General features: G+C 71.0%; 18 protein-coding genes. 11 read left to right on the top strand and 7 right to left on the bottom strand.

Annotated features, from left to right (window positions below; genetic code table 11):
* The first annotated feature begins 1 nt into the window (after position 1).
* The 7 genes from VGJ24_RS03550 (at position 2) to VGJ24_RS03520 (ending at position 6117) form a co-directional block, all read left to right on the top strand.
* On the top strand, positions 2–1366 hold the full coding sequence (locus tag VGJ24_RS03550; protein ID WP_331499114.1) for an aldehyde dehydrogenase family protein: 1365 nt from the start codon (positions 2–4) through the stop codon (positions 1364–1366).
* A 60-nt stretch (positions 1367–1426) separates the two neighbouring features.
* On the top strand, positions 1427–2206 hold the full coding sequence (locus tag VGJ24_RS03545) for a 3-oxoacyl-ACP reductase (RefSeq protein ID WP_331499113.1): 780 nt from the start codon (positions 1427–1429) through the stop codon (positions 2204–2206).
* The gene (locus tag VGJ24_RS03540; RefSeq protein ID WP_331499112.1) at positions 2190–2906 is read left to right on the top strand and encodes a gamma-glutamyl-gamma-aminobutyrate hydrolase family protein; all 717 of its coding nucleotides are present in this window, start codon (positions 2190–2192) and stop codon (positions 2904–2906) included. The genes VGJ24_RS03545 and VGJ24_RS03540 overlap by 17 nt, the downstream gene beginning before the upstream one ends.
* Positions 2903–4216, top strand: coding sequence for an MATE family efflux transporter (locus tag VGJ24_RS03535; protein WP_331499111.1), 1314 nt, complete (start codon positions 2903–2905; stop codon positions 4214–4216). Before VGJ24_RS03540 ends, VGJ24_RS03535 begins: the two co-directional genes overlap by 4 nt.
* A 35-nt stretch (positions 4217–4251) precedes the next feature.
* On the top strand, positions 4252–5229 hold the full coding sequence (locus VGJ24_RS03530) for an alpha/beta hydrolase (protein ID WP_331499110.1): 978 nt from the start codon (positions 4252–4254) through the stop codon (positions 5227–5229).
* A gap of 57 nt (positions 5230–5286) precedes the next feature.
* A complete protein-coding gene (locus VGJ24_RS03525; protein ID WP_331499109.1) occupies positions 5287–5619 on the top strand; it encodes a hypothetical protein in 333 nt (110 codons plus the stop codon).
* A gap of 114 nt (positions 5620–5733) precedes the next feature.
* Entirely contained in the window at positions 5734–6117 is a 384-nt protein-coding gene (locus VGJ24_RS03520) for a VOC family protein (protein ID WP_331499108.1), read from the top strand.
* An 83-nt stretch (positions 6118–6200) separates the two neighbouring features.
* Here VGJ24_RS03520 and VGJ24_RS03515 read toward each other — a convergent pair whose 3' ends face one another.
* From VGJ24_RS03515 to VGJ24_RS03500, 4 genes are read right to left on the bottom strand one after another with little or no spacing between them, the layout of a single operon-like run.
* Entirely contained in the window at positions 6201–6959 is a 759-nt protein-coding gene (locus tag VGJ24_RS03515; RefSeq protein WP_331499107.1) for a sulfite exporter TauE/SafE family protein, read from the bottom strand.
* A complete protein-coding gene (locus VGJ24_RS03510) occupies positions 6959–8104 on the bottom strand; it encodes an SPFH domain-containing protein (RefSeq protein ID WP_331499106.1) in 1146 nt (381 codons plus the stop codon). The genes VGJ24_RS03515 and VGJ24_RS03510 overlap by 1 nt, the downstream gene beginning before the upstream one ends.
* Positions 8105–8126: 22 nt before the next feature.
* On the bottom strand, positions 8127–8588 hold the full coding sequence (locus VGJ24_RS03505; protein ID WP_331499105.1) for an NfeD family protein: 462 nt from the start codon (positions 8586–8588) through the stop codon (positions 8127–8129).
* A gap of 45 nt (positions 8589–8633) precedes the next feature.
* Positions 8634–9437 (bottom strand): ABC transporter ATP-binding protein, encoded by an 804-nt coding sequence (locus VGJ24_RS03500; RefSeq protein ID WP_331499104.1) that lies wholly within the window; start codon positions 9435–9437, stop codon positions 8634–8636.
* 18 nt (positions 9438–9455) lie between these two features.
* Between VGJ24_RS03500 and VGJ24_RS03495 the strand changes: the two genes are divergently transcribed.
* Positions 9456–10199 (top strand): hypothetical protein, encoded by a 744-nt coding sequence (locus tag VGJ24_RS03495; RefSeq protein ID WP_331499103.1) that lies wholly within the window; start codon positions 9456–9458, stop codon positions 10197–10199.
* A gap of 69 nt (positions 10200–10268) precedes the next feature.
* Here VGJ24_RS03495 and VGJ24_RS03490 read toward each other — a convergent pair whose 3' ends face one another.
* On the bottom strand, positions 10269–10634 hold the full coding sequence (locus VGJ24_RS03490; protein WP_331499102.1) for a VOC family protein: 366 nt from the start codon (positions 10632–10634) through the stop codon (positions 10269–10271).
* A gap of 60 nt (positions 10635–10694) precedes the next feature.
* Here VGJ24_RS03490 and serB point away from each other — a divergent pair, with 60 nt between their 5' ends.
* Positions 10695–11912, top strand: a complete 1218-nt coding sequence (gene serB, locus VGJ24_RS03485) for a phosphoserine phosphatase SerB (RefSeq protein WP_331499101.1) — start codon at positions 10695–10697, stop codon at positions 11910–11912.
* Positions 11913–11966: 54 nt separating this feature from the next.
* Here serB and VGJ24_RS03480 read toward each other — a convergent pair whose 3' ends face one another.
* The gene (locus tag VGJ24_RS03480; protein WP_331499100.1) at positions 11967–12497 is read right to left on the bottom strand and encodes a histidine phosphatase family protein; all 531 of its coding nucleotides are present in this window, start codon (positions 12495–12497) and stop codon (positions 11967–11969) included.
* A 34-nt stretch (positions 12498–12531) separates the two neighbouring features.
* On the opposite strand from VGJ24_RS03480, the gene VGJ24_RS03475 reads away from it, so the two are divergent.
* Both VGJ24_RS03475 and cphA read left to right on the top strand, forming a co-directional pair.
* Positions 12532–13611, top strand: coding sequence for a cyanophycinase (locus tag VGJ24_RS03475; RefSeq protein ID WP_331499099.1), 1080 nt, complete (start codon positions 12532–12534; stop codon positions 13609–13611).
* Positions 13608–16397, top strand: a complete 2790-nt coding sequence (gene cphA / locus VGJ24_RS03470; protein ID WP_331499098.1) for a cyanophycin synthetase — start codon at positions 13608–13610, stop codon at positions 16395–16397. Before VGJ24_RS03475 ends, cphA begins: the two co-directional genes overlap by 4 nt.
* Here the strand turns inward: cphA and VGJ24_RS03465 are convergent.
* A complete protein-coding gene (locus VGJ24_RS03465; RefSeq protein WP_331499097.1) occupies positions 16394–17815 on the bottom strand; it encodes a PLP-dependent aminotransferase family protein in 1422 nt (473 codons plus the stop codon). The two genes, cphA and VGJ24_RS03465, sit on opposite strands and share 4 nt — an antisense overlap.
* Between the last annotated feature and the right edge of the window lie 82 nt (positions 17816–17897).

Raw genomic sequence — 17897 nt, 5'->3', positions numbered from 1 at the left:
CGTGACGACCACACTCATCAACCCCGCCACCGGTCGCGAGATCCGAGAGGTTCCGTCGGCCACCGAGGCCGAGACCGACGCCGCCATCGAGGCCGCGCACGACGCCTTCCCGGCGTGGCGCGACGTGGCGCCGGGCGAGCGCGCTCGCCTGCTGCGCGCGTTCGCTGCGATCGTCGGCGACCACAACGAGGAGCTCGCCCGGCTCGAGGTCGAGAACGCCGGGCACACCATCGGCAACGCACGCTGGGAGGCGGGCAACGTCCGCGACGTCCTCACCTACTACTCGGCCACGCCCGAGCGCCTCGTCGGCAAGCAGATCCCGGTGGCCGGCGGCGTGGACATCACGTTCCACGAGCCGCTCGGCGTCGTCGGCGTGATCGTGCCCTGGAACTTCCCGATGCCCATCGCCGGCTGGGGATTCGCCCCGGCCCTGGCGGCCGGCAACACGGTCGTGCTCAAGCCGGCCGAGATCACGCCGCTGACCGCGATCCGCATCGGCGAGCTGGCGCTCGAGGCCGGCATCCCACCCGGGGTCTTCACGGTGGTCCCGGGCAAGGGCTCGGTCGTCGGCAACCGCTTCGTCACGCATCTCGACGTGCACAAGGTCGTCTTCACCGGCTCGACCGAGGTCGGCAAGCAGATCATGGCCGGCTGCGCGGAGCAGGTGAAGCACGTGACTCTCGAGCTGGGCGGCAAGAGCGCGAACATCGTCTTCGCCGACGCGGATGTCGCCGCGGCCGCGGCCGCGGCTCCCGGGGCGGTCTTCGACAACGCGGGCCAGGACTGCTGCGCCCGCTCGCGGATCCTCGTGCAGCGCTCGGCGTACGACGAGTTCCTCGGCCGGATGGAGAGGGCCGTCGTGCAGTGGCGGGTGACCGACCCCGGCGACGAGGCCAGCCAGATGGGGCCGATGGTCTCGGCCGGACAACGTGACTCGGTGCAGCGCTACGCCGACGGCGCCACGGTGGCGTTCCAGGGCGCCACGCCCGATGGCCCCGACACCGCCGGCGGGTTCTGGCTGCCGGCGATGGTCGTGGAGTCGGCCGACGTGACCGAGCCGGTCTGGCGCGAGGAGGTGTTCGGGCCGCTGGTCGCGGTGATGCCGTTCGACGACGAGGACGAGGCCGTCGCACTGGCGAACGACTCCGACTACGGGCTGTCCGGGTCGATCTTCACCAACGACCTCGGCCGAGCACTGCGGGTCTCGCGCGGCGTCCAGACCGGGAACCTCAGCGTGAACAGCCACTCGAGCGTGCGGTACTGGACCCCGTTCGGCGGCTACAAGATGTCCGGCCTCGGCCGCGAGCTCGGCCCGGACGCGCCGTATGCGTTCACCGAGGAGAAGAACGTCTTCATCGCCCACTAGCCGGTGGTCGAGGAGGTCGCTGTGCGACCGTCTCGAAACCATTGAGGAAAGGAACAGAAGTTGGCAGGACGCATCGAGGGCCGGGTGGCCGTCGTCACCGGCGGCTGCTCGGGGATCGGGCTCGCGACCGTACGCCGGTTCGCCGCCGAGGGCGCCAGGGTCGTGATCGGCGACATCGACGACCACGCCGGGACGCACGTCGTCGGCGAGCTGGGAGGCGTGACGCAGGCGACGTACGTGCACGTGGACGTCACCGACAAGGAGCAGGTGGACGCGCTCTTCAAGACCGCGAAGGACACCTACGGCTCGGTGGACATCGCGTTCAACAACGCCGGGATCAGCCCGCCCGACGACGACTCGATCCTGGACACCGGGCTGGACGCGTGGCGGCGGGTGCAGGAGGTCAACCTGACCTCGGTCTACCTGTGCTGCAAGGCGGCGCTGCCCTACATGCTCGAGCAGAAGCGCGGCTCGATCATCAACACCGCGTCATTCGTCGCGGTGATGGGCGCCGCGACCAGCCAGATCTCCTACTCCGCGTCCAAGGGTGGCGTGCTCAGCATGAGCCGCGAGCTCGGCGTGCAGTTCGCCCGCGACGGGATCCGCGTCAACGCGCTCTGCCCCGGGCCCGTGAACACCGTGTTGCTGAAAGAGCTGTTCGCGAAGGACCCCGAACGCGCCGCACGGCGTCTGGTGCATGTGCCGATGGGACGGTTCGGGGAGCCCGAGGAGATCGCCGGCGCCGTGCTGTTCCTGGCCTCCGACGACGCGTCCTTCATCACCGCGAACACCTTCCTGGTCGACGGCGGCATCAGCGGGGCCTATGTCACCCCGCTCTGAGCTCCCGGTCGTCGGGCTGACGACGTACCGCGAGAACGCACGCTGGGGCGTCTGGGACACGGCTGCGGACCTGCTGCATGCTCAGTACGCCGACTCCGTCACCCGCGCCGGCGGCGTACCGGTGCTGCTCCCGCCGGCGTCCGGGAGCGACGATGCCGCCGGCGCGGTGGTCGCCCGGATCGACGCGCTGGTGGTGACCGGCGGTGCCGACGTGGACCCGGGTCGTTATGCGTCCGAGGCACATCCCGCTACGTCGGGCTGGCGGGCGGACCGTGACGCCTGGGAGACCGCTCTGCTCCGAGCCGCCGATGCCGCCGGCCTGCCGACCCTCGGAGTGTGCCGCGGTATGCAGATGATGGCGGTCGCCGCGGGCGGCTCGCTCCACCAGCACACCCCCGACCTGGTCGGCCACGAGTCGCACAGCCCGGGCGCCGACGCGTTCGGCGCACACCACGTCCGCACGGCCGACGCGTCGCGGGTGCGGTCGGTGGTGGGCGAGGTGGTCACCGTGGGCTGTCACCACCACCAGTCGGTCGACGCCCATCCCGGGTACGACGCCGTGGCGTGGGCCGAGGACGGGTCGTTGGAGGCGATGGAGCGGCCGGGCCCCCGGTTCTGCGTCGGCGTCCAGTGGCATCCCGAGGTGGGCGAGGACGACACCCTGTTCGCGGCGCTCGTGGCCGCCACGAGCGAGGCATGAGGCAGGACCCCACCGCGCAGCTCAGCGTCCGGCGGATGCTCACGCTGGCGACCTCGGCGTTCCTGGTGCTCGCGGCCGAACCGCTCTACCTCCTGGTCGACACCGCGGTCGTCGGACATCTGGGCGCACACGCGCTGGGCGCGCTCGCCGTCGGCACCACCCTGATGGCGGTGCTGGCGATCGTCGGGACGTTCGTCGAGTACGGCACGACGTCCCGGGCCGCTCGTTGGTTCGGCGACGACCAGCGCGACCGGGCCGTCGACGAGGGCGTGCAGGCGTCGTACCTCGCCGTGGTGATCGGCGTGGTCGTGGTGGTCGTCGGGCAGCTCCTCGCCGGACCATTGGTGCGGCTGCTCACGGGGTCCTCGACCGAGCTGCAGGCGCCGGCGGAGCAGTGGTTCCGGATCGCGCTGTGCGGGATGCCTATGGTGCTGCTCGTGCTGGCCGGCAACGGCTGGATGCGCGGGGTGCAGCTGACCCGGGCGCCGGTGGTGATCGTGCTGGTCGCGAACGGACTGTCGGCACTGGCCTCGCCGCTGCTCGTCTACCCGCTCGGGCTCGGACTGGTCGGCTCCGCGTGGGCGAACCTCGGTGCCCAGGTGGTGGCGGCGGGGCTCTTCCTGCGCGCACTGCACCGGGAGACCGCCGGGCGGCGCCCGGACCTGGGCGTGATGCGGGCCCAGCTCGTGCTCGGACGCGACCTGATCGTGCGAGCCGCGGCGTTCCAGGCCGCGTTCATGGTGGCGGCCGGAGTCGCCGCCCGCATGGGCACCGCACAGATCGCGGCGCACCAGATCGGGATGCAGCTGTGGGAGTTCACCGCGCTGCTCCTGGACTCGTTCGCGATCGCCGCCCAGTCGCTCGTCGGCGCCGCACTGGGTGCCAGCCACGCGCGCGTGGCCCGGCAGCTCGCGGGGCAGGTGTCGCGTTGGAGCTTCGGTGCCGGCACCGCATTCGCCGCCGTGTACGCCGCGGGGTGGTCGGTGATCCCGCGGCTGTTCACCTCGTCACCGGCGGTCCTGCACCAGGCCCACGTGCTGTGGCCGTGGTTCGTGGTGATGTTGCCGGCGGCCGGGATCGTGTTCGGGTTGGACGGCGTGCTGATCGGCGCCGGAGACGTGGCGTTCCTGCGCACGATCACGATCGTCGCCGCGCTCGGCGCGTTCGTGCCGCTGACCCTCGCCGCGTCGCACTGGGACTGGGGCATCGGCGGGGTGTGGGCCGGTCTGACGGCCTTCATCATGGTGCGGCTGGTCGGGATGGTCCGGCGGGCGCGGACCGAGCGGTGGGTCGTTCTCGGCTCCGGCTGACCGGTGCCGAGGTGACCGGCTGCCAGGATGAGCCCATGACCGCCAGCGGCCGCCCGGCCACCAGAAGACGCGACGTCCTGGGAGCGCCGTACACGGCAGAGACGCTGGAGCTTCCCGACGACGAGGAGGGGAGGGTCGTCGCGACGCTCGTGCGGCGGCCGGTCCGATCGGGTGGCACCGGACGTCGTACGACGAAGGCGGTGCTGCACGTGCACGGCTTCGCCGACTACTTCTTCCAGACCGCGTACGCCGAGTGGTGGAACGAGCGCGGGTACGACTTCTTCGCGCTCGACCTGCGCAAGTACGGCCGGTCGATCCTGCCCCACCAGACGCCGAACTACGTCGCCGACCTGACCGACTACTACCCCGAGCTCGACCTGGCCTGGGACAGGATCACGTCCGGGCACCGGCACGTCGTGCTGAGCGGGCACTCGACGGGCGGGCTGACCGGGCCCCTGTGGGCGCAGGCGCGGGGTATCGAGGCGCGCGGGATCGCCCTGAACGCCCCGTGGTTCGACCTGCAGGGGAAGGCGTGGGTGCGGCTGGGCCTGACGCCGGTGGTGCAACAGGTCGCGAAGCGGCAGCCGATGCGGATCATCCCCCGCACCGTGACCGGGCTCTACGCCCGGTCACTGCACCGCGACCACGAGGGCGACTGGGACTTCAACCTGGAGTGGAAACCGATCGCGTCGTGGCCGGCGTACGCCGGATGGCTGGCGGCGGTGCGACGTGGCCATACCGAGCTGCATCGCGGCCTCTCGCTCCCGTTCCCGGCGCTGGTCCTGACGAGCACGCGGTCGACCACCCCCACCGAGCTCGGCGAGGACGTCCACTCCACCGACATCGTCCTCGACGTCGAGCAGATCCGGCGCTGGTCACCGGCGTTGGGACACCACGTCACCTACGTCGGGATCGAGGGCGCCCGGCACGACGTCTTCCTCTCCCGCGAGGAGCCCCGTGCCCGCGCCTTCGACGAGCTCGGCCGGTGGTTGACGGCGTACGCCGAAGGTTAGTCCCGCGGCCCCGGATGTGAGCTTGGTGTCGGATTCACCGCCGACGCGGTGAATCCGATGCTTCCTGGCCGATGCAACGCCGCAGAAGCATCAGGCAAGGCCAGGAAGGTCGAGCGCGGTCCGGCTCACCGACTCGGCACCGACTCGGCACCGACCGTCGGACGGTGGCTGAGGAGATGTCTCTGGGAGAGGCAGGAAGAGTGGAACCATGCCGAGGCGCTCGGGTCGACCACCCATCCGAAGCGGGTGTTCGGCCCGCCGGACGGCGGAAGGTCGGTCAACATCCAGGTCCGTGAGGCGCATGGCGAGACGGCTCGCTACGCCCTGCTCGTCCGGGACTTCCTGGGGGCCGACTCCGACCATCGTGATGCCACCGGCTGGCAGCCCTAGGCCCGAACGCCGGGTTCACGCCGCTGCCCCGCGCCCGGTCACGGCTGGCAGTCGCATCCTTGACCTCAAGTCGACTTGAGGTCACAGACTCCCATCCGAGGACTGGAGGTCACGGTGAAGCAGCACGATGGCTTGTTCGGTTGGCCGACCTGGATCGGGGTGGTGGTTGACGACCTGGAATCCCAGCGGACCTTCTGGGGCGAGATGCTGGGCGTTCCCGAGGACCACGCCGGCCCGGGCTTCGCACACTTCATCGTGCCTACGGGCGAGATCTTCGAGGTGATCGAGCGTTCAGAGATTCCCGAGTACGACGGGCGCAGGTTCCAAGTCGGGTTCGAAGTCGACGACATCGAGGCCACCCGCGCCGAACTCATCCGTCGTGGTATCACGCCGATCAGCGAAATCATGGGGGGTGACTCGCCGGACCCGTGGGCCTACTTCCGGGATCCTGAAGGCAACGTCTTTGAGATCAAGCAGAGCAAGCCAACCGCTCGTTGACCGGGCGTGTCTCTGTGTCCTCGGCCCGTCGCGGCGCCCCGGGCCCACCGGCGCACGACGTACGTCAAGGTGGGTAGCCCGCCTCACTTGAGGAGGAACGACGCGAGGGCGACGAGGCCGACGATCACGATCACCACGCGAAGGACGACCGGCGACAGGCGGCGGCCCACCGTGGCGCCGAGCTGACCACCGATGATCGAGCCCGCGGCGATCAGCGCCACCACGGTCCAGTCGACGTCGGCGACGAACACGAAGATCAGCCCGGCAATGCCGTTCACCAGACCGGCGAGCACGTTCTTGAGGCCGTTGAGGCGTTGCAGCGAGTCGTTGATCGCGATCCCGAGGATGCCCATCAGGATCACGCCCTGCGCGGCGCCGAAGTATCCGCCGTACACACCGGTGCCGAGCACGGCCGCCCACACCCACCACGGGCCGAACTCGCCGGTGGCGCCCTCGTGCCGCTTGTTGACCCACGCCGAGATGCGCGGCTGAAGCACGACCAGGACGAGCCCGACCAGGATCAGTGCCGGCACGATCGCGCGGAAGGCGCTGCTCGGCAGCACGAGCAGGAGCACCGCCCCGACCACGCCACCGGCCAACGACGCGCTGCCGAGCCGGATCGATCTCGCTCGTTGCCCTTTCAGCTCGCGCCGGTAGCCGATCACGCCCGACGCCACGCCGGGGACGAGGCCGATCGTGTTCGACACGTTCGCGGTCACCGGAGGTACGCCGAACGCCAGCAGGGTGGGGAAGGTGATCAGGGTCCCCGACCCGACGACGACGTTGATGGTCCCGGCGGCCATGCCCGCGATGAGCACCGCCACCATCTGCAGAAACGTCACTACGCGGGCGGAGCCCCCGTGGTGTCGTCGCTGACGGCGTCATCCGGCGGCTCGGCAAGGTGCGCCCCCTCGGAGTTGCGCCCGGGGTTGGCCGACCGCTCGGCCTCGGCGATCGCGTCCTCGACGGCCTTGTTGGCCATGGACAGCTCGTCGTCCAACGCTCCCGACCCGCGCAGGGTCGGCGCCTCGGTCGACCCCATGTCGACGCGCTTGAGGGGCCCGTCCACCTTGTGGGGGATTCCGGCGATCTCGTGGACCGACGAGCCGAGGCCCTCGAGGGCCTTGGTGATCTCGGACGGGATGACCCAGACCTTGTTGGCGTCGCCGGCGGCGATCTTCGGCATCATCTGGAGGTACTGGTAGGCCAGCAGCGACTGGTCGGGCTGTCCGTCGTGGATCGCCTGGAAGACCGTCTGGATGGCCTGGCCCTCGCCCTGGGCCCGCAGGATCGCCGCCTCCCGGTCTGCCTGGGCCCGCAGGATCTGCGACTCGCGCGCACCCTCCGCCGAGAGGATCGCCGACTGCTTCTCACCCTCGGCGGTCAGGATCGCGGCCTGTCGCCCACCTTCGGCGGTCAAGATGGTGGCCCGCTTCTCGCGATCGGCGCGCATCTGCTTCTCCATCGAGTCCTTGATCGAGGGAGGCGGGTCGATGCCCTTGAGCTCGACCCGGTTGACGCGGATGCCCCACTTGCCGGTGGCCTCGTCGAGCACGCCGCGCAGACCGGAGTTGATCTGGTCACGGCTGGTCAGCGTCTCCTCGAGGTCCATCCCGCCGACGATGTTGCGCAGCGTGGTCATCGTGAGCTGCTCGATCGCCTGGATGTAGTTGGCGATCTCGTACGTCGCGGCGATCGGGTCGGTCACCTGGAAGTAGATGACGGTGTCGATCGAGACGACCAGGTTGTCCTCGGTGATCACCGGCTGCGGCGGGAAGCTCACGACCTGCTCGCGCAGGTCGATCAAGTACCGCACCCGATCCACGAACGGGACCACGATGTTGAGGCCGGCCGGCAGCGTCTCCTTGTACTTGCCGAAGCGCTCGACGATGCCTGCCCGCGCCTGCGGGATGATCCGCACGGTCCGCGCCAGCATCACGATGACGAACAGCACCACCAGGATCAGCAGGGCATAAACGACCTCCATGGCCGCTCCTTCTCTTGAGGGATCAGGGCATCAGCTCGCCGATGGGGTGCACGTACGCCGTGGCGCCGCGGATCGCGAACACCTCGACCGTAGCCCCAGGGGCGATCGTGAGGGACTCGTCGTACGGGCAGGCCGACCAGATCTCTCCGGCCAGCTTCACCCGCCCCGGGTGGTGGGTGGACAGCTCCTCGGTGACGACACCCTGCTGCCCGACCAGCTTGTTCATGCCCGTGACCAGGTCGGGTCCTTGATGGAGCTTCTTGACCAGGTTGGGGCGCACCAGGGCGAGCATCGCGGCCGAGCTGCCGGCCGCGAGCAGAACCTGGAGGATGAGGGGGAACGACGCGAGCGCAGCGAGAGCGCCGACGACGGCGCCGACCGCGATCATGATCAGGATCAGGTCGAGGCTGACCATCTCGGCCACGCCCAGAGCGACCGCCAGGACCATCCAGGCGGCCCAGAGATGATTCCCCAGCCAATCCACGCCTGAAGCCTATCCCGCGACACCGCGCCGGACGGGCGATCGGGGTCAGGCGCCGGGGCGGCGCCGCGCCCGTCGACGCGCGGTCCAGCGGCCCCCTTCGTAGGCGAGCACGAGAGGCATGTCGAAGGTCTCGGTGAGATGCTCCTCGTTGATCACCTGACGGATCGGGCCGACGGCGACCACCCGCCCCTCACGCAGCAGGAGCGCGTGGGTGAAGCCGGGCGGGATCTCCTCGACGTGGTGCGAGACCAGCACGGTGGCGGGCGCCGCCGGATCGAGGGCGAGGGTCGACAGCGTGGACACGAGATCCTCCCGGCCGCCGAGGTCGAGGCCGGCGGCCGGCTCGTCGAGCAGCAGCAGCTCGGGGTCGGCCATCAGCGCCCGGGCGATCTGCACCCGCTTACGCTCCCCCTCGCTCAACGTGCCGAACGTGCGGTCCAGCAGATGGTCGGCCCGGACCGCGGCGAGCAGCTCGTGGGCACGGTCGTGGTCGAGGTCGTCGTACGCCTCACGCCACCGCCCGATCACGGCGTACGACGCGCTCACGACGACGTCGCGGACCAGCTCGTGCCGCGGGATGCGGTCGCCCAGGGCGGCGCTGGTCAGGCCGATCCGCGGCCGCAGCTCGAAGACGTCGACCGTGCCCAGCACCTCGTCGAGGATCCCGGCGACGCCTTCGGTCGGGTGGATCTGCGCGGAGGCGACCTGGAGCAGGGTCGTCTTCCCCGCGCCGTTCGGCCCGAGGATCACCCAGCGCTCGCCCTCGGCGACGCGCCACGAGATCTTGTCCAGCAGCGTTGCGGAGCCCCGTCGCACGGTCACGTCGGCGAATTCGATCACCGCGACCATGCGCGCCAGCCTAGTGTCGTGCGCGTGCAGCCCGCTCTTCCGGTCTCCGCGCGTCTCGCGTGGTGGGGCACGTCCTGGCTCCGCGGTCGGGTGGTCACCGACCTCGCCCTCGACGCCGTGCTGCGGGATGACGCCACCCACGTCGTGGCCGGCCTGCCCGGGGTCGACGGCTCGGTCCCGCTCGCCCGGGCGTTGGCCGAGCTCCGGATCAACGGCGCCGAGATGTGCGGGCTGGCCCTGCCCGAGCCCGGTGACCCGGTCGGGATCGGTGGCCCGCGTGAGCTCAGCGCGGCCGCCCTGGAGGCGGGCGAGGCCGTCGTCGCCGGAGCCATCGGCCTCGTGCCTCGTCGCGTCGGCGCGGCGATCGAGTGGACGGCGTACGACGCAGCCCCGCGGCAGCTCAGCGATGTGGGCGAGGCCGACCGAGGTCTGCGTCGAGCGCTCCAGCAGGCAGCCACGGCCCTGGCCGACCTCGACGTCGCCCGCTGGCGCCCCGAGGTGGCCGACGTCCTGATGAACCTGCACCGCCCGCCCTCCATCAAGCCTCCGCCGGGGACTCCGGAGAGGTGTGCCGAGCTCGCGGCCAGGGCGCTGCAGGCGCGGGCGATCGTCGACCTCGCGCTCGAGGACGACGGCGGCGCCCTCAGCGCCGCCGAGGTGACGGGTCGGCGGGCAGCGCTCCAGCCTCTCGGCGCAGCCGCGCGCCGTGGACTCGTCGCGGCGTTCTCCCCCGAGGTCTGGCCCGAGCGAGGACGCTTCTGACCCGCCGAAGCCGGGGCAGAACGGCCGCAGCGAGCAGCGACGCGAGCTTGCTCGCGAGCCGAACGAATCTCAGACCTCGGTCCACACCGCGAGCGCGTTGCCGGCCGGGTCGCTGAAGTGGAAGCGTCGACCGCCCGGGAACTCGAACGGCTCCTCGTCGATCGTGCCGCCCGCTGCCTGCACCGCGGCGTACGTCGCATCGAGGTCGTCGCTGTAGAGGATCACCAGCGGCAGCCCGGGGCCGGCGGGCCGTGCCGGGTTGAGGCCGCCCATCTCTCCGCCGCCGGGTCGATGGATGCCGGAGTACTCAGGGCCGTAGTCGGTGAAGCTCCACCCGAAGGCATCGGCGTAGAACTGCTTCACGGCCGGGATGTCCGGCGCGGCCAGCTCGACGTAGTCGAAGGTGTGGTGCCGGGGTGCTGTCTTGTCTGCCATGTCTCGACACGGTAGGGACCACCACCGACGGCCCTCGGGCCTCGATAGCCTCGGGGGGCCATGACCGACCAGATGCCGGAGACGCTGCTCCTCACGATCTCGGGGAAGGACCGACCCGGCGTCACGTCGGCGATGTTCCGGACGCTGACCTACGCCGGCGTCGAGGTGCTCGACATCGAGCAGATCGTGCTCCGGCGCCGGCTGATCCTGGGCATCCTGGTCACCGCCCCGCGCGACTGGAAGAAGCTGCGCGACGCCGTCGAGGCCACCGCGACGGAGCTCGGCATGAGCGTCGAGGTCGATCGCGGCACCGGTGACAACAAGGTCAGGCGCGAGGGCCGTTCGCACGTCACCGTGATCGGCGCGCCGCTCAAGGCCTCGGCGATGGCCGCCGTCGCGGGCCGGATCGCCGACAGCGGCGCCAACATCGACCGGATCGAGCGGATGGCCCGCTACCCGGTGACCGCCATCGACCTGCACGTTTCGGGCGCCGATCCCGACCGGCTGCGCGCGATGCTCAGTCTCGAGGCGGCCGTGCAGGGCGTCGACGTCGCGGTCCAGTCCGCGAGCCTGCTACGGCGCGCCATGCGGCTGATCGTGATGGACGTCGACTCCACGCTGATCCAGGGCGAGGTGATCGAGCTGCTGGCCGCTCACAGCGGGCACCGGACCGAGGTGGCGGCGGTCACCGAGCGGACGATGCGTGGCGAGCTCGACTTCGAGGAGTCGCTCCGAGCTCGCGTCGAGCTCCTCGCGGGGATCCCGGCGTCCGCCCTCGACGAGGTGTACGACGCGCTGGTCCTGGCCCCCGGTGCCCGCACCCTGGTGCGCATCCTGCGCCGGCTCGGCTACCGCTTCGCCCTCGTCTCGGGCGGCTTCAGCCAGATCACCGACCGCCTGGCGAACGATCTCGGCATCCACTATGCGCGGGCCAACGAGCTCGAGATCGTCGACGGCGTCCTCACCGGGCGCATCGTCGGCGACGTACTCGATCGGGCCGGCAAGGCCGACGCGCTGCGCTACTTCGCCGGTGAGGTCGGGGTCCCCGTCGAGTCCGTGGTCGCCATCGGTGACGGCGCCAACGACCTCGACATGCTGGAGATCGCCGGCCTCGGCATCGCCTACAACGCCAAGGGACTCGTGCAGCAGGCCGCAGACACCACGATGAACGTGCCCTACCTCGACGCGATCATGTACCTCCTCGGCATCAGCCGCGAGGAGATCGAGGCCCTGGACCTCGCCCACGGCGTCGTCACACCCGCACCGCCCGTCGGATAGTACGTATCAAACGGCAGGGACTTGCCGCGGGCGGTGCCTGCCGATTGATACGTACTATCGGGTCCGAGCGGCGTGGAAGGCGATCAGGCGGGCGGACGCCAGCTCGAGGGAGGCCCAGGACACGGTCACCTCGAAGACGGCCAGGGCGGAGGTCGGGAACCCGACCGCCATCTCACGGTGCGCCTCCTCGTCACCGCTGCCGTCGTCGAGGAGCTGGGCGAGGTAGGCCATGGTCGGGTTGTGGCCGATGACCAGCAGCGTGGTCACGTCGTCGTCGGTCTCGCGGACCAGGTCGAGCGCGGTCTCGGGGCCGGCACTGTAGAGGCTGTCGGAGTACGACGCCTCCGCCTCGAACGAGCCACCCTCGGCCACGGCCAACCAGGTCGACCGGGTACGGCGCGCCGACGACACCAGCGCGCCGTCGGGCGTGATCGCGCTTCCGGCCAGCCAGCGCCCGGCTGCGAGCGCGTCGTTCCAGCCGCGCTGCGCCAGCTCGCGCACGGCATCGGTCTCCCCACCGGGTTCGGCCTTCCCATGGCGCATCACCACGAGCCGGCGCCCTCCCGGTTCCGACTGCACGCTCACACGCGCACTCTGGCACCGGCTAGCCTTCCCTGTCATGCCTCGCCCCGATCATCAGGTCGCCGACGAGCAGCATCAACCGTCGGGCGGCCCCGCCCCGGACGTCAGGTCGGGGCCGGGTCCGTTGATGATCATCGGCGGCGCCGAGGACAAGCTCCGCAGGCGCACGATCCTCACCGACTTCGTCGCCGTCGCCGGCGGCGCCGACGCCCGGATCGTGGTGATCCCGACCGCGTCGAGTCTCGGCGGCGAGGTCGTCGAGGTGTACGACGCGCTGTTCCGGAAGCTGGGCGCCGGCGAGGTCACCGCCTGCCGTCCCGAGAGTCGCGAGGAGGCCTACGACCCCGACCTGGTGAAGCTCGTCGACGAGGCGACCGCCGTCTTCATGACCGGGGGCAACCAGCTGAAGCTCTCGGCCGTCATCTGCGGCACCCCGGTCGGGGACGCCGTGGTCCGGGCCCACGAGCGCGGCGCCGTCGTCGGGGGCACCTCGGCCGGCGCGAGCATCCAGTCGTCGCACATGGTCGCCTTCGGGCCCGGTGGGGCCACGCCCAAGCAGCGGATGACCCAGGTAGCGGCCGGGCTCGGGCTGCTCGACACCACGGTGATCGACCAGCACTTCGACCAGCGCAACCGCTACGGCCGGCTGCTGATGATCGTGTCCCAGTCACCGCAGCTGCTCGGGATCGGCGTCGACGAGGACACCTGCGCGACCGTGACGCTCGAGGACGGCCACGAGGTGCTGCGCGTCTCCGGACGCGGGGCCGTCACGATCCTCGATCCGACCGACCTGGTCACGAACTCCTACGAGGCCAAGCGCTCATCGCCGCTGCTGGCCAGCGGGATCGTGCTGCACGTGCTGCCGGCAGGCACGGCGTACGACCTGACCGAGCGGACCCTGCTCCCGCACACCCCGCAGAGGTCCGCCGCGGACGCCGCCGAGGTCGCGGGGGCGCAGGCAGACCTCCGCCACATGGCACACGCCATCGCGTCCGGCGACGTGGGTCCGTCGCACCTACGCAGGCGTCTGGCCCGCACACGCAGGAGTCGCAAGACTGGCCGTGACATTGCCGACCGACAGCCCCCTCACGAGGAGCAGGACGGAGACCCCCGGTGACCGAACGTCCGACCCCCGACCTCGAGATCGTCGAGACCCGCGTCTACCGCGGACCGAACATCTGGTCCTACGACCGGGCGATCCACCTGGTCGTCGAGCTGGGCGGGCTGGAGGACTTTCCCACCGACAAGCTCCCGGGCTTCACCGAGCACCTTCTCGGGGCCCTGCCCGGTCTCGTCCACCACTCGTGCTCGCGCGGTCGCAGGGGCGGCTTCGTCGAGCGGCTCCACGAGGGCACCTGGCTGGGCCACGTCACCGAGCACTGTGCGCTGGCGCTGCAACAGGTCGTCGGGCACGACATCCGCCGCGGCAAGACCCGAGGCGTGAAGGGCGAGCGCGGCCGCTACAACGTCATCTACGGCTACATCGACGAGAACGTCGGGCTCGCCGCCGGCCGGCTCGCGGCCCGGCTGGTCAACCATCTGGTCCAGGCGGACCCGGAGTTCGACTGGGACAGCGAGCTCGAGAGCTTCATCATCCGCGCCGAGCGCACGGCGTTCGGTCCGTCGACGCAGGCGATCCTCGACGAGGCCGTGAGCCGCGACATCCCGTGGATCCGGCTCAACCAGTACTCCCTGGTCCAGCTCGGTCAGGGCGTCCACGCCAAGCGCATCCGGGCGACGATGACCTCCGAGACCAGCTCGATCGCCGTCGACATCGCCTCGGACAAGGACCTGACGACCAGGCTGCTCGGCGCGGCCGGGCTGCCGGTGCCGAAGCAGGAATCGGTGCGCAACGCCGACGGCGCGGTGGCCGCGGCACGGCGGATCGGGTTCCCCGTGGTGGTCAAGCCGCTCGACGGCAACCACGGCCGCGGCGTCTGCCTCAACCTCCGGAACGACGACGAGGTGCGCGCCGCGTTCCCGGTCGCCGAGGAGCAGTCCCGGCGCGGCACCTGCATCGTCGAGTCGTTCGTCACGGGCAAGGACTACCGCTGCCTGATCATCGACGGCCGGATGGTGGCGATCGCCGAGCGCGTGCCCGCGTCGGTGACCGGCGACGGCAGGGCCACCGTGCGCGAGCTCGTCGAGCTCACCAACGCCGACCCGCGGCGCGGCGTCGGGCACGAGAAGGTGCTGACGAGGATCAAGGTCGACGCCGCGGCCCAGGAGGTGCTGGAGGGCCAGGGCCACACCTGGGAGTCGGTCCCCACCGAAGGCGAGACCGTGAAGCTCGCACTCACCGGCAACATGTCGACCGGCGGTATCTCGATCGACCGCACCTTCGAGGCACACCCGGAGAACGTCGAGATCGCCGAGGAGGCGGCCCGGATGATCGGGCTCGACATCGCCGGCATCGACTTCATCTGTCCCGACATCACGCAGCCGGTGCGCGACACCGGTGGCGCCATCTGCGAGGTGAACGCCGCCCCCGGGTTCAGGATGCACACCCACCCGACGATCGGGGAGCCGCAGTTCATCTCCAAGCCGGTCGTCGACATGCTCTTCCCGCCGGGTGCCCCGTCGCGCATCCCGATCGTCGCCGTGACCGGCACCAACGGGAAGACGACGACGGCACGGATGATCAGCCACATCTTCAAGGGCACGGGGCGCAAGGTCGGGATGACGTCGACGGACGGTGTCGTCATCGACGAGCGGCTCTTGATCAAGGCCGACGCGTCCGGACCGCGCAGCGCCCGGATGGTCCTGCAGAACCCGCGGGTCGACTTCGCGGTGTTCGAGGTCGCCCGCGGCGGCATCCTGCGGGAGGGCCTCGGCTACGAGCGGAACGACGTCGCCGTCGTCCTCAACGTCCAGCCCGACCACCTCGGGATGCGCGGCATCGACACCGTCGAGCAGCTGGCGGACGTGAAGGCCGTCGTGGTCGAGGCGGTGCCTCGCGACGGGCACGCCGTACTCAATGCCGACGATCGGCTGGTGCGGGAGATGCGGCGCCGGTGCTCGGGCCAGGTCGTGTGGTTCTCCATGGAGGAGCCGGGCTCGGACGTGCGGGAGATGATCGAGGCGCACTGCCGTCGCGGCGGCAAGGCGCTGGTCCTCAACCCCTCCGACCGCGGCGAGATGATCGTGGTCAAGCACGGGCATCGCGAGATGCAGCTCGCGTGGACCCACCTGCTGCCCGCGACGTTCAACGGCCGAGCCCGGATGAACGTCCAGAACTCGCTCGCCGCCGCCGCCGCGGCGTTCGCGGCCGGTGCTCCTCTGCACGACATCCGGCAGGGCATGCGCTCCTTCTCGACGAACTACTACCTCTCCCCCGGCCGCCTCAACGAGGTCGACGTGAACGGCGTGCACGTCGTCGTCGACTACTGCCACAACGCTCCCGGTATGCGGATGCTCGGCGACTTCGTCGACCGCGTCGGCGAGTCACTCTCGGCCTCGTCCGAACTCGGCCGGCTCTCGCGGATCGGTGTCGTGGCCACCGCCGGCGACCGGCGCGACGAGGACATGCGCGAGCTGGGTGCGGTCGCCGCGGCGCACTTCGACGTGCTGATCGTCCGCGAGGACGACCAGCTGCGTGGCCGCGAGCGCGGCTCGACGTCGAACCTGGTGGCCGAGGGCGTCCGCCACGCGATGTCGGAGGGCGCCCGCTGCAAGCAGGTCGAGGTGGTGCTGGAGGAGATCGACGCCGTCCGGCACGCTCTCTCGCGCGCCAACCGGGGCGACCTCGTCGTGATCTGCGTCGATCAGCACGGGCGCGTGATGAGCGAGCTCGAGAACTGGTCGAACCAGGCCCAGGCCGGCTCCGGGGAGAACCCGGACGCGCCCGCCGCCGACCCGGACTACACGCCGTCCGAACCGGTCGAGGCGGTCCCGACCGCCTAGCCTCGTACGGCGCTCACCAGCCGCGCCATCGCCCCGGGGATCTCCTCCGCCTCGATGCCGGCGAACCCGATCGCCAGGCCCGGCCGCGGCGGCTCGTCGCGATGGTGGTCCGACAGCGCCTCCGTCCGTACGCCGCGTGCGGCGGCCCGGGCAACAAGGGCCCGGTCGTCGGTCGCCTCGTCACGGAACCGCGCACACACGTGCAGCCCGGCGACCGAAGGGACGACGCGGAGCACGTCGTCCAGACGACCCAGCCCGTCGAGGACCAGGGCGCGGCGTTCCCGATAGACGCGGGTCGCGCGGCGTACGTGGGCGGCGTGGTGGCCTTCGGCCAGGAACTCGGCGAGCGCCCCCTGGGTGGTCAGGTCGCCCTCCCACGTGGTGACCCGTTTGGCCTCGCGCAAGGCGGGCGTCAGCGATCGCGGCGGCACGAGGAAGCCGGTCCGCAGCGCCGGCAGCAGCGACTTGGAGAACGTGCCGACGTAGACCACTCGGCCGTCGCGGTCGAGGCTCTGCAGTGGCTCGACCGGCTGCCGGGAGTAGCGGTACTCGCTGTCGTAGTCGTCCTCGAGCACCACCGCGTCGCGCTCGGCGGCCCAGCGCAGCAGCGCGGTACGGCGGCTCAACGACATCGACACCCCGGTCGGGAACTGGTGCGACGGCGTGACATAGACGAGCCGCGCCTCGGGCGGCAGGGCGTCGACCACCAGGCCCTCGTCATCGACCGGTACGCCGCGGAGGACCGCGCGGTGCGTCTCGAGCAGGCGGTGTACCGCGGCGTACCCGGGATCCTCGACGGCCACCACGGTCCGGGGCGCGACCAGCACCCTGGCCACGAGGTCGATCGCCTGCTGGGCTCCGGCGGTGACGACGACGTCCTCGGCGGAGGCGACGACCGACCGCGACAGCCCGAGGAACCGGGCGATCTCGCTCTGGAGCCGGAACGACCCGCGCCCGCCGTACGTCGCCTCCTCCAGGCGCGAGCGGCGCAGCTGGGCGGACACCAGCCGCCGCCACACCTCCAGTGGGAACAGCGCCGGGTCAGGCAGTCCGATCGAGAGGTCGTGCAGACGGCGGTTGTGCGGAGTGGGTGGCCGCGCCTGGCCGTCCCACAGCGGGAGCGGTCGTACGGCGCCGGGGCGCGCGCGCCGTCGGCCGCTGCCGGCTGGTGCCTCGAGGGACACGTCCGCCACGTAGGTGCCCGACCCGGGACGGCTCTCGAGGAAGCCCTCGGCGGTCAGGCGGTCGTACGCCGCGGTGACCGTGCCGCGGGCCACCCCGAGCTGACCGGCGAGGTCGCGGCTCGCCGGCACACGGTCACCGGCGGCAAGGCGTCCGTCGAGGACGGCCTCGCGCAACGCCCGATAGATCCGTGCGACACGGTCGCCCGGACCTTCCAGCGTGACGTGGAGCTCCACCCAGGCGCCTTTCCGGATAGTACGTATCAATCGGCCGGGACCTACCAGGGAATGAGCGGCCGATTGATACGTACTATCGCTC

It is taken from the genome of Nocardioides sp. (assembly GCF_036493135.1).
In the GTDB taxonomy this organism is placed as follows: Bacteria; Actinomycetota; Actinomycetes; order Propionibacteriales; family Nocardioidaceae; genus Nocardioides.
This window is presented reverse-complemented; position numbering and strand designations above follow the sequence as displayed.

Coding starts and splice junctions, on each gene's coding strand:
- VGJ24_RS03540 (WP_331499112.1), top strand. CDS start 2,190: ATGTCACCCCGCTCTGAGCTCCCGGTCGTCGGGCTGACGACGTACCGC.
- VGJ24_RS03535 (WP_331499111.1), top strand. CDS start 2,903: ATGAGGCAGGACCCCACCGCGCAGCTCAGCGTCCGGCGGATGCTCACG.
- VGJ24_RS03510 (WP_331499106.1), bottom strand. CDS start 8,104: ATGGAGGTCGTTTATGCCCTGCTGATCCTGGTGGTGCTGTTCGTCATC.
- serB (WP_331499101.1), top strand. CDS start 10,695: ATGACCGACCAGATGCCGGAGACGCTGCTCCTCACGATCTCGGGGAAG.
- VGJ24_RS03525 (WP_331499109.1), top strand. CDS start 5,287: ATGCTTCCTGGCCGATGCAACGCCGCAGAAGCATCAGGCAAGGCCAGG.
- VGJ24_RS03500 (WP_331499104.1), bottom strand. CDS start 9,437: ATGGTCGCGGTGATCGAATTCGCCGACGTGACCGTGCGACGGGGCTCC.
- VGJ24_RS03530 (WP_331499110.1), top strand. CDS start 4,252: ATGACCGCCAGCGGCCGCCCGGCCACCAGAAGACGCGACGTCCTGGGA.
- VGJ24_RS03475 (WP_331499099.1), top strand. CDS start 12,532: ATGCCTCGCCCCGATCATCAGGTCGCCGACGAGCAGCATCAACCGTCG.
- VGJ24_RS03490 (WP_331499102.1), bottom strand. CDS start 10,634: ATGGCAGACAAGACAGCACCCCGGCACCACACCTTCGACTACGTCGAG.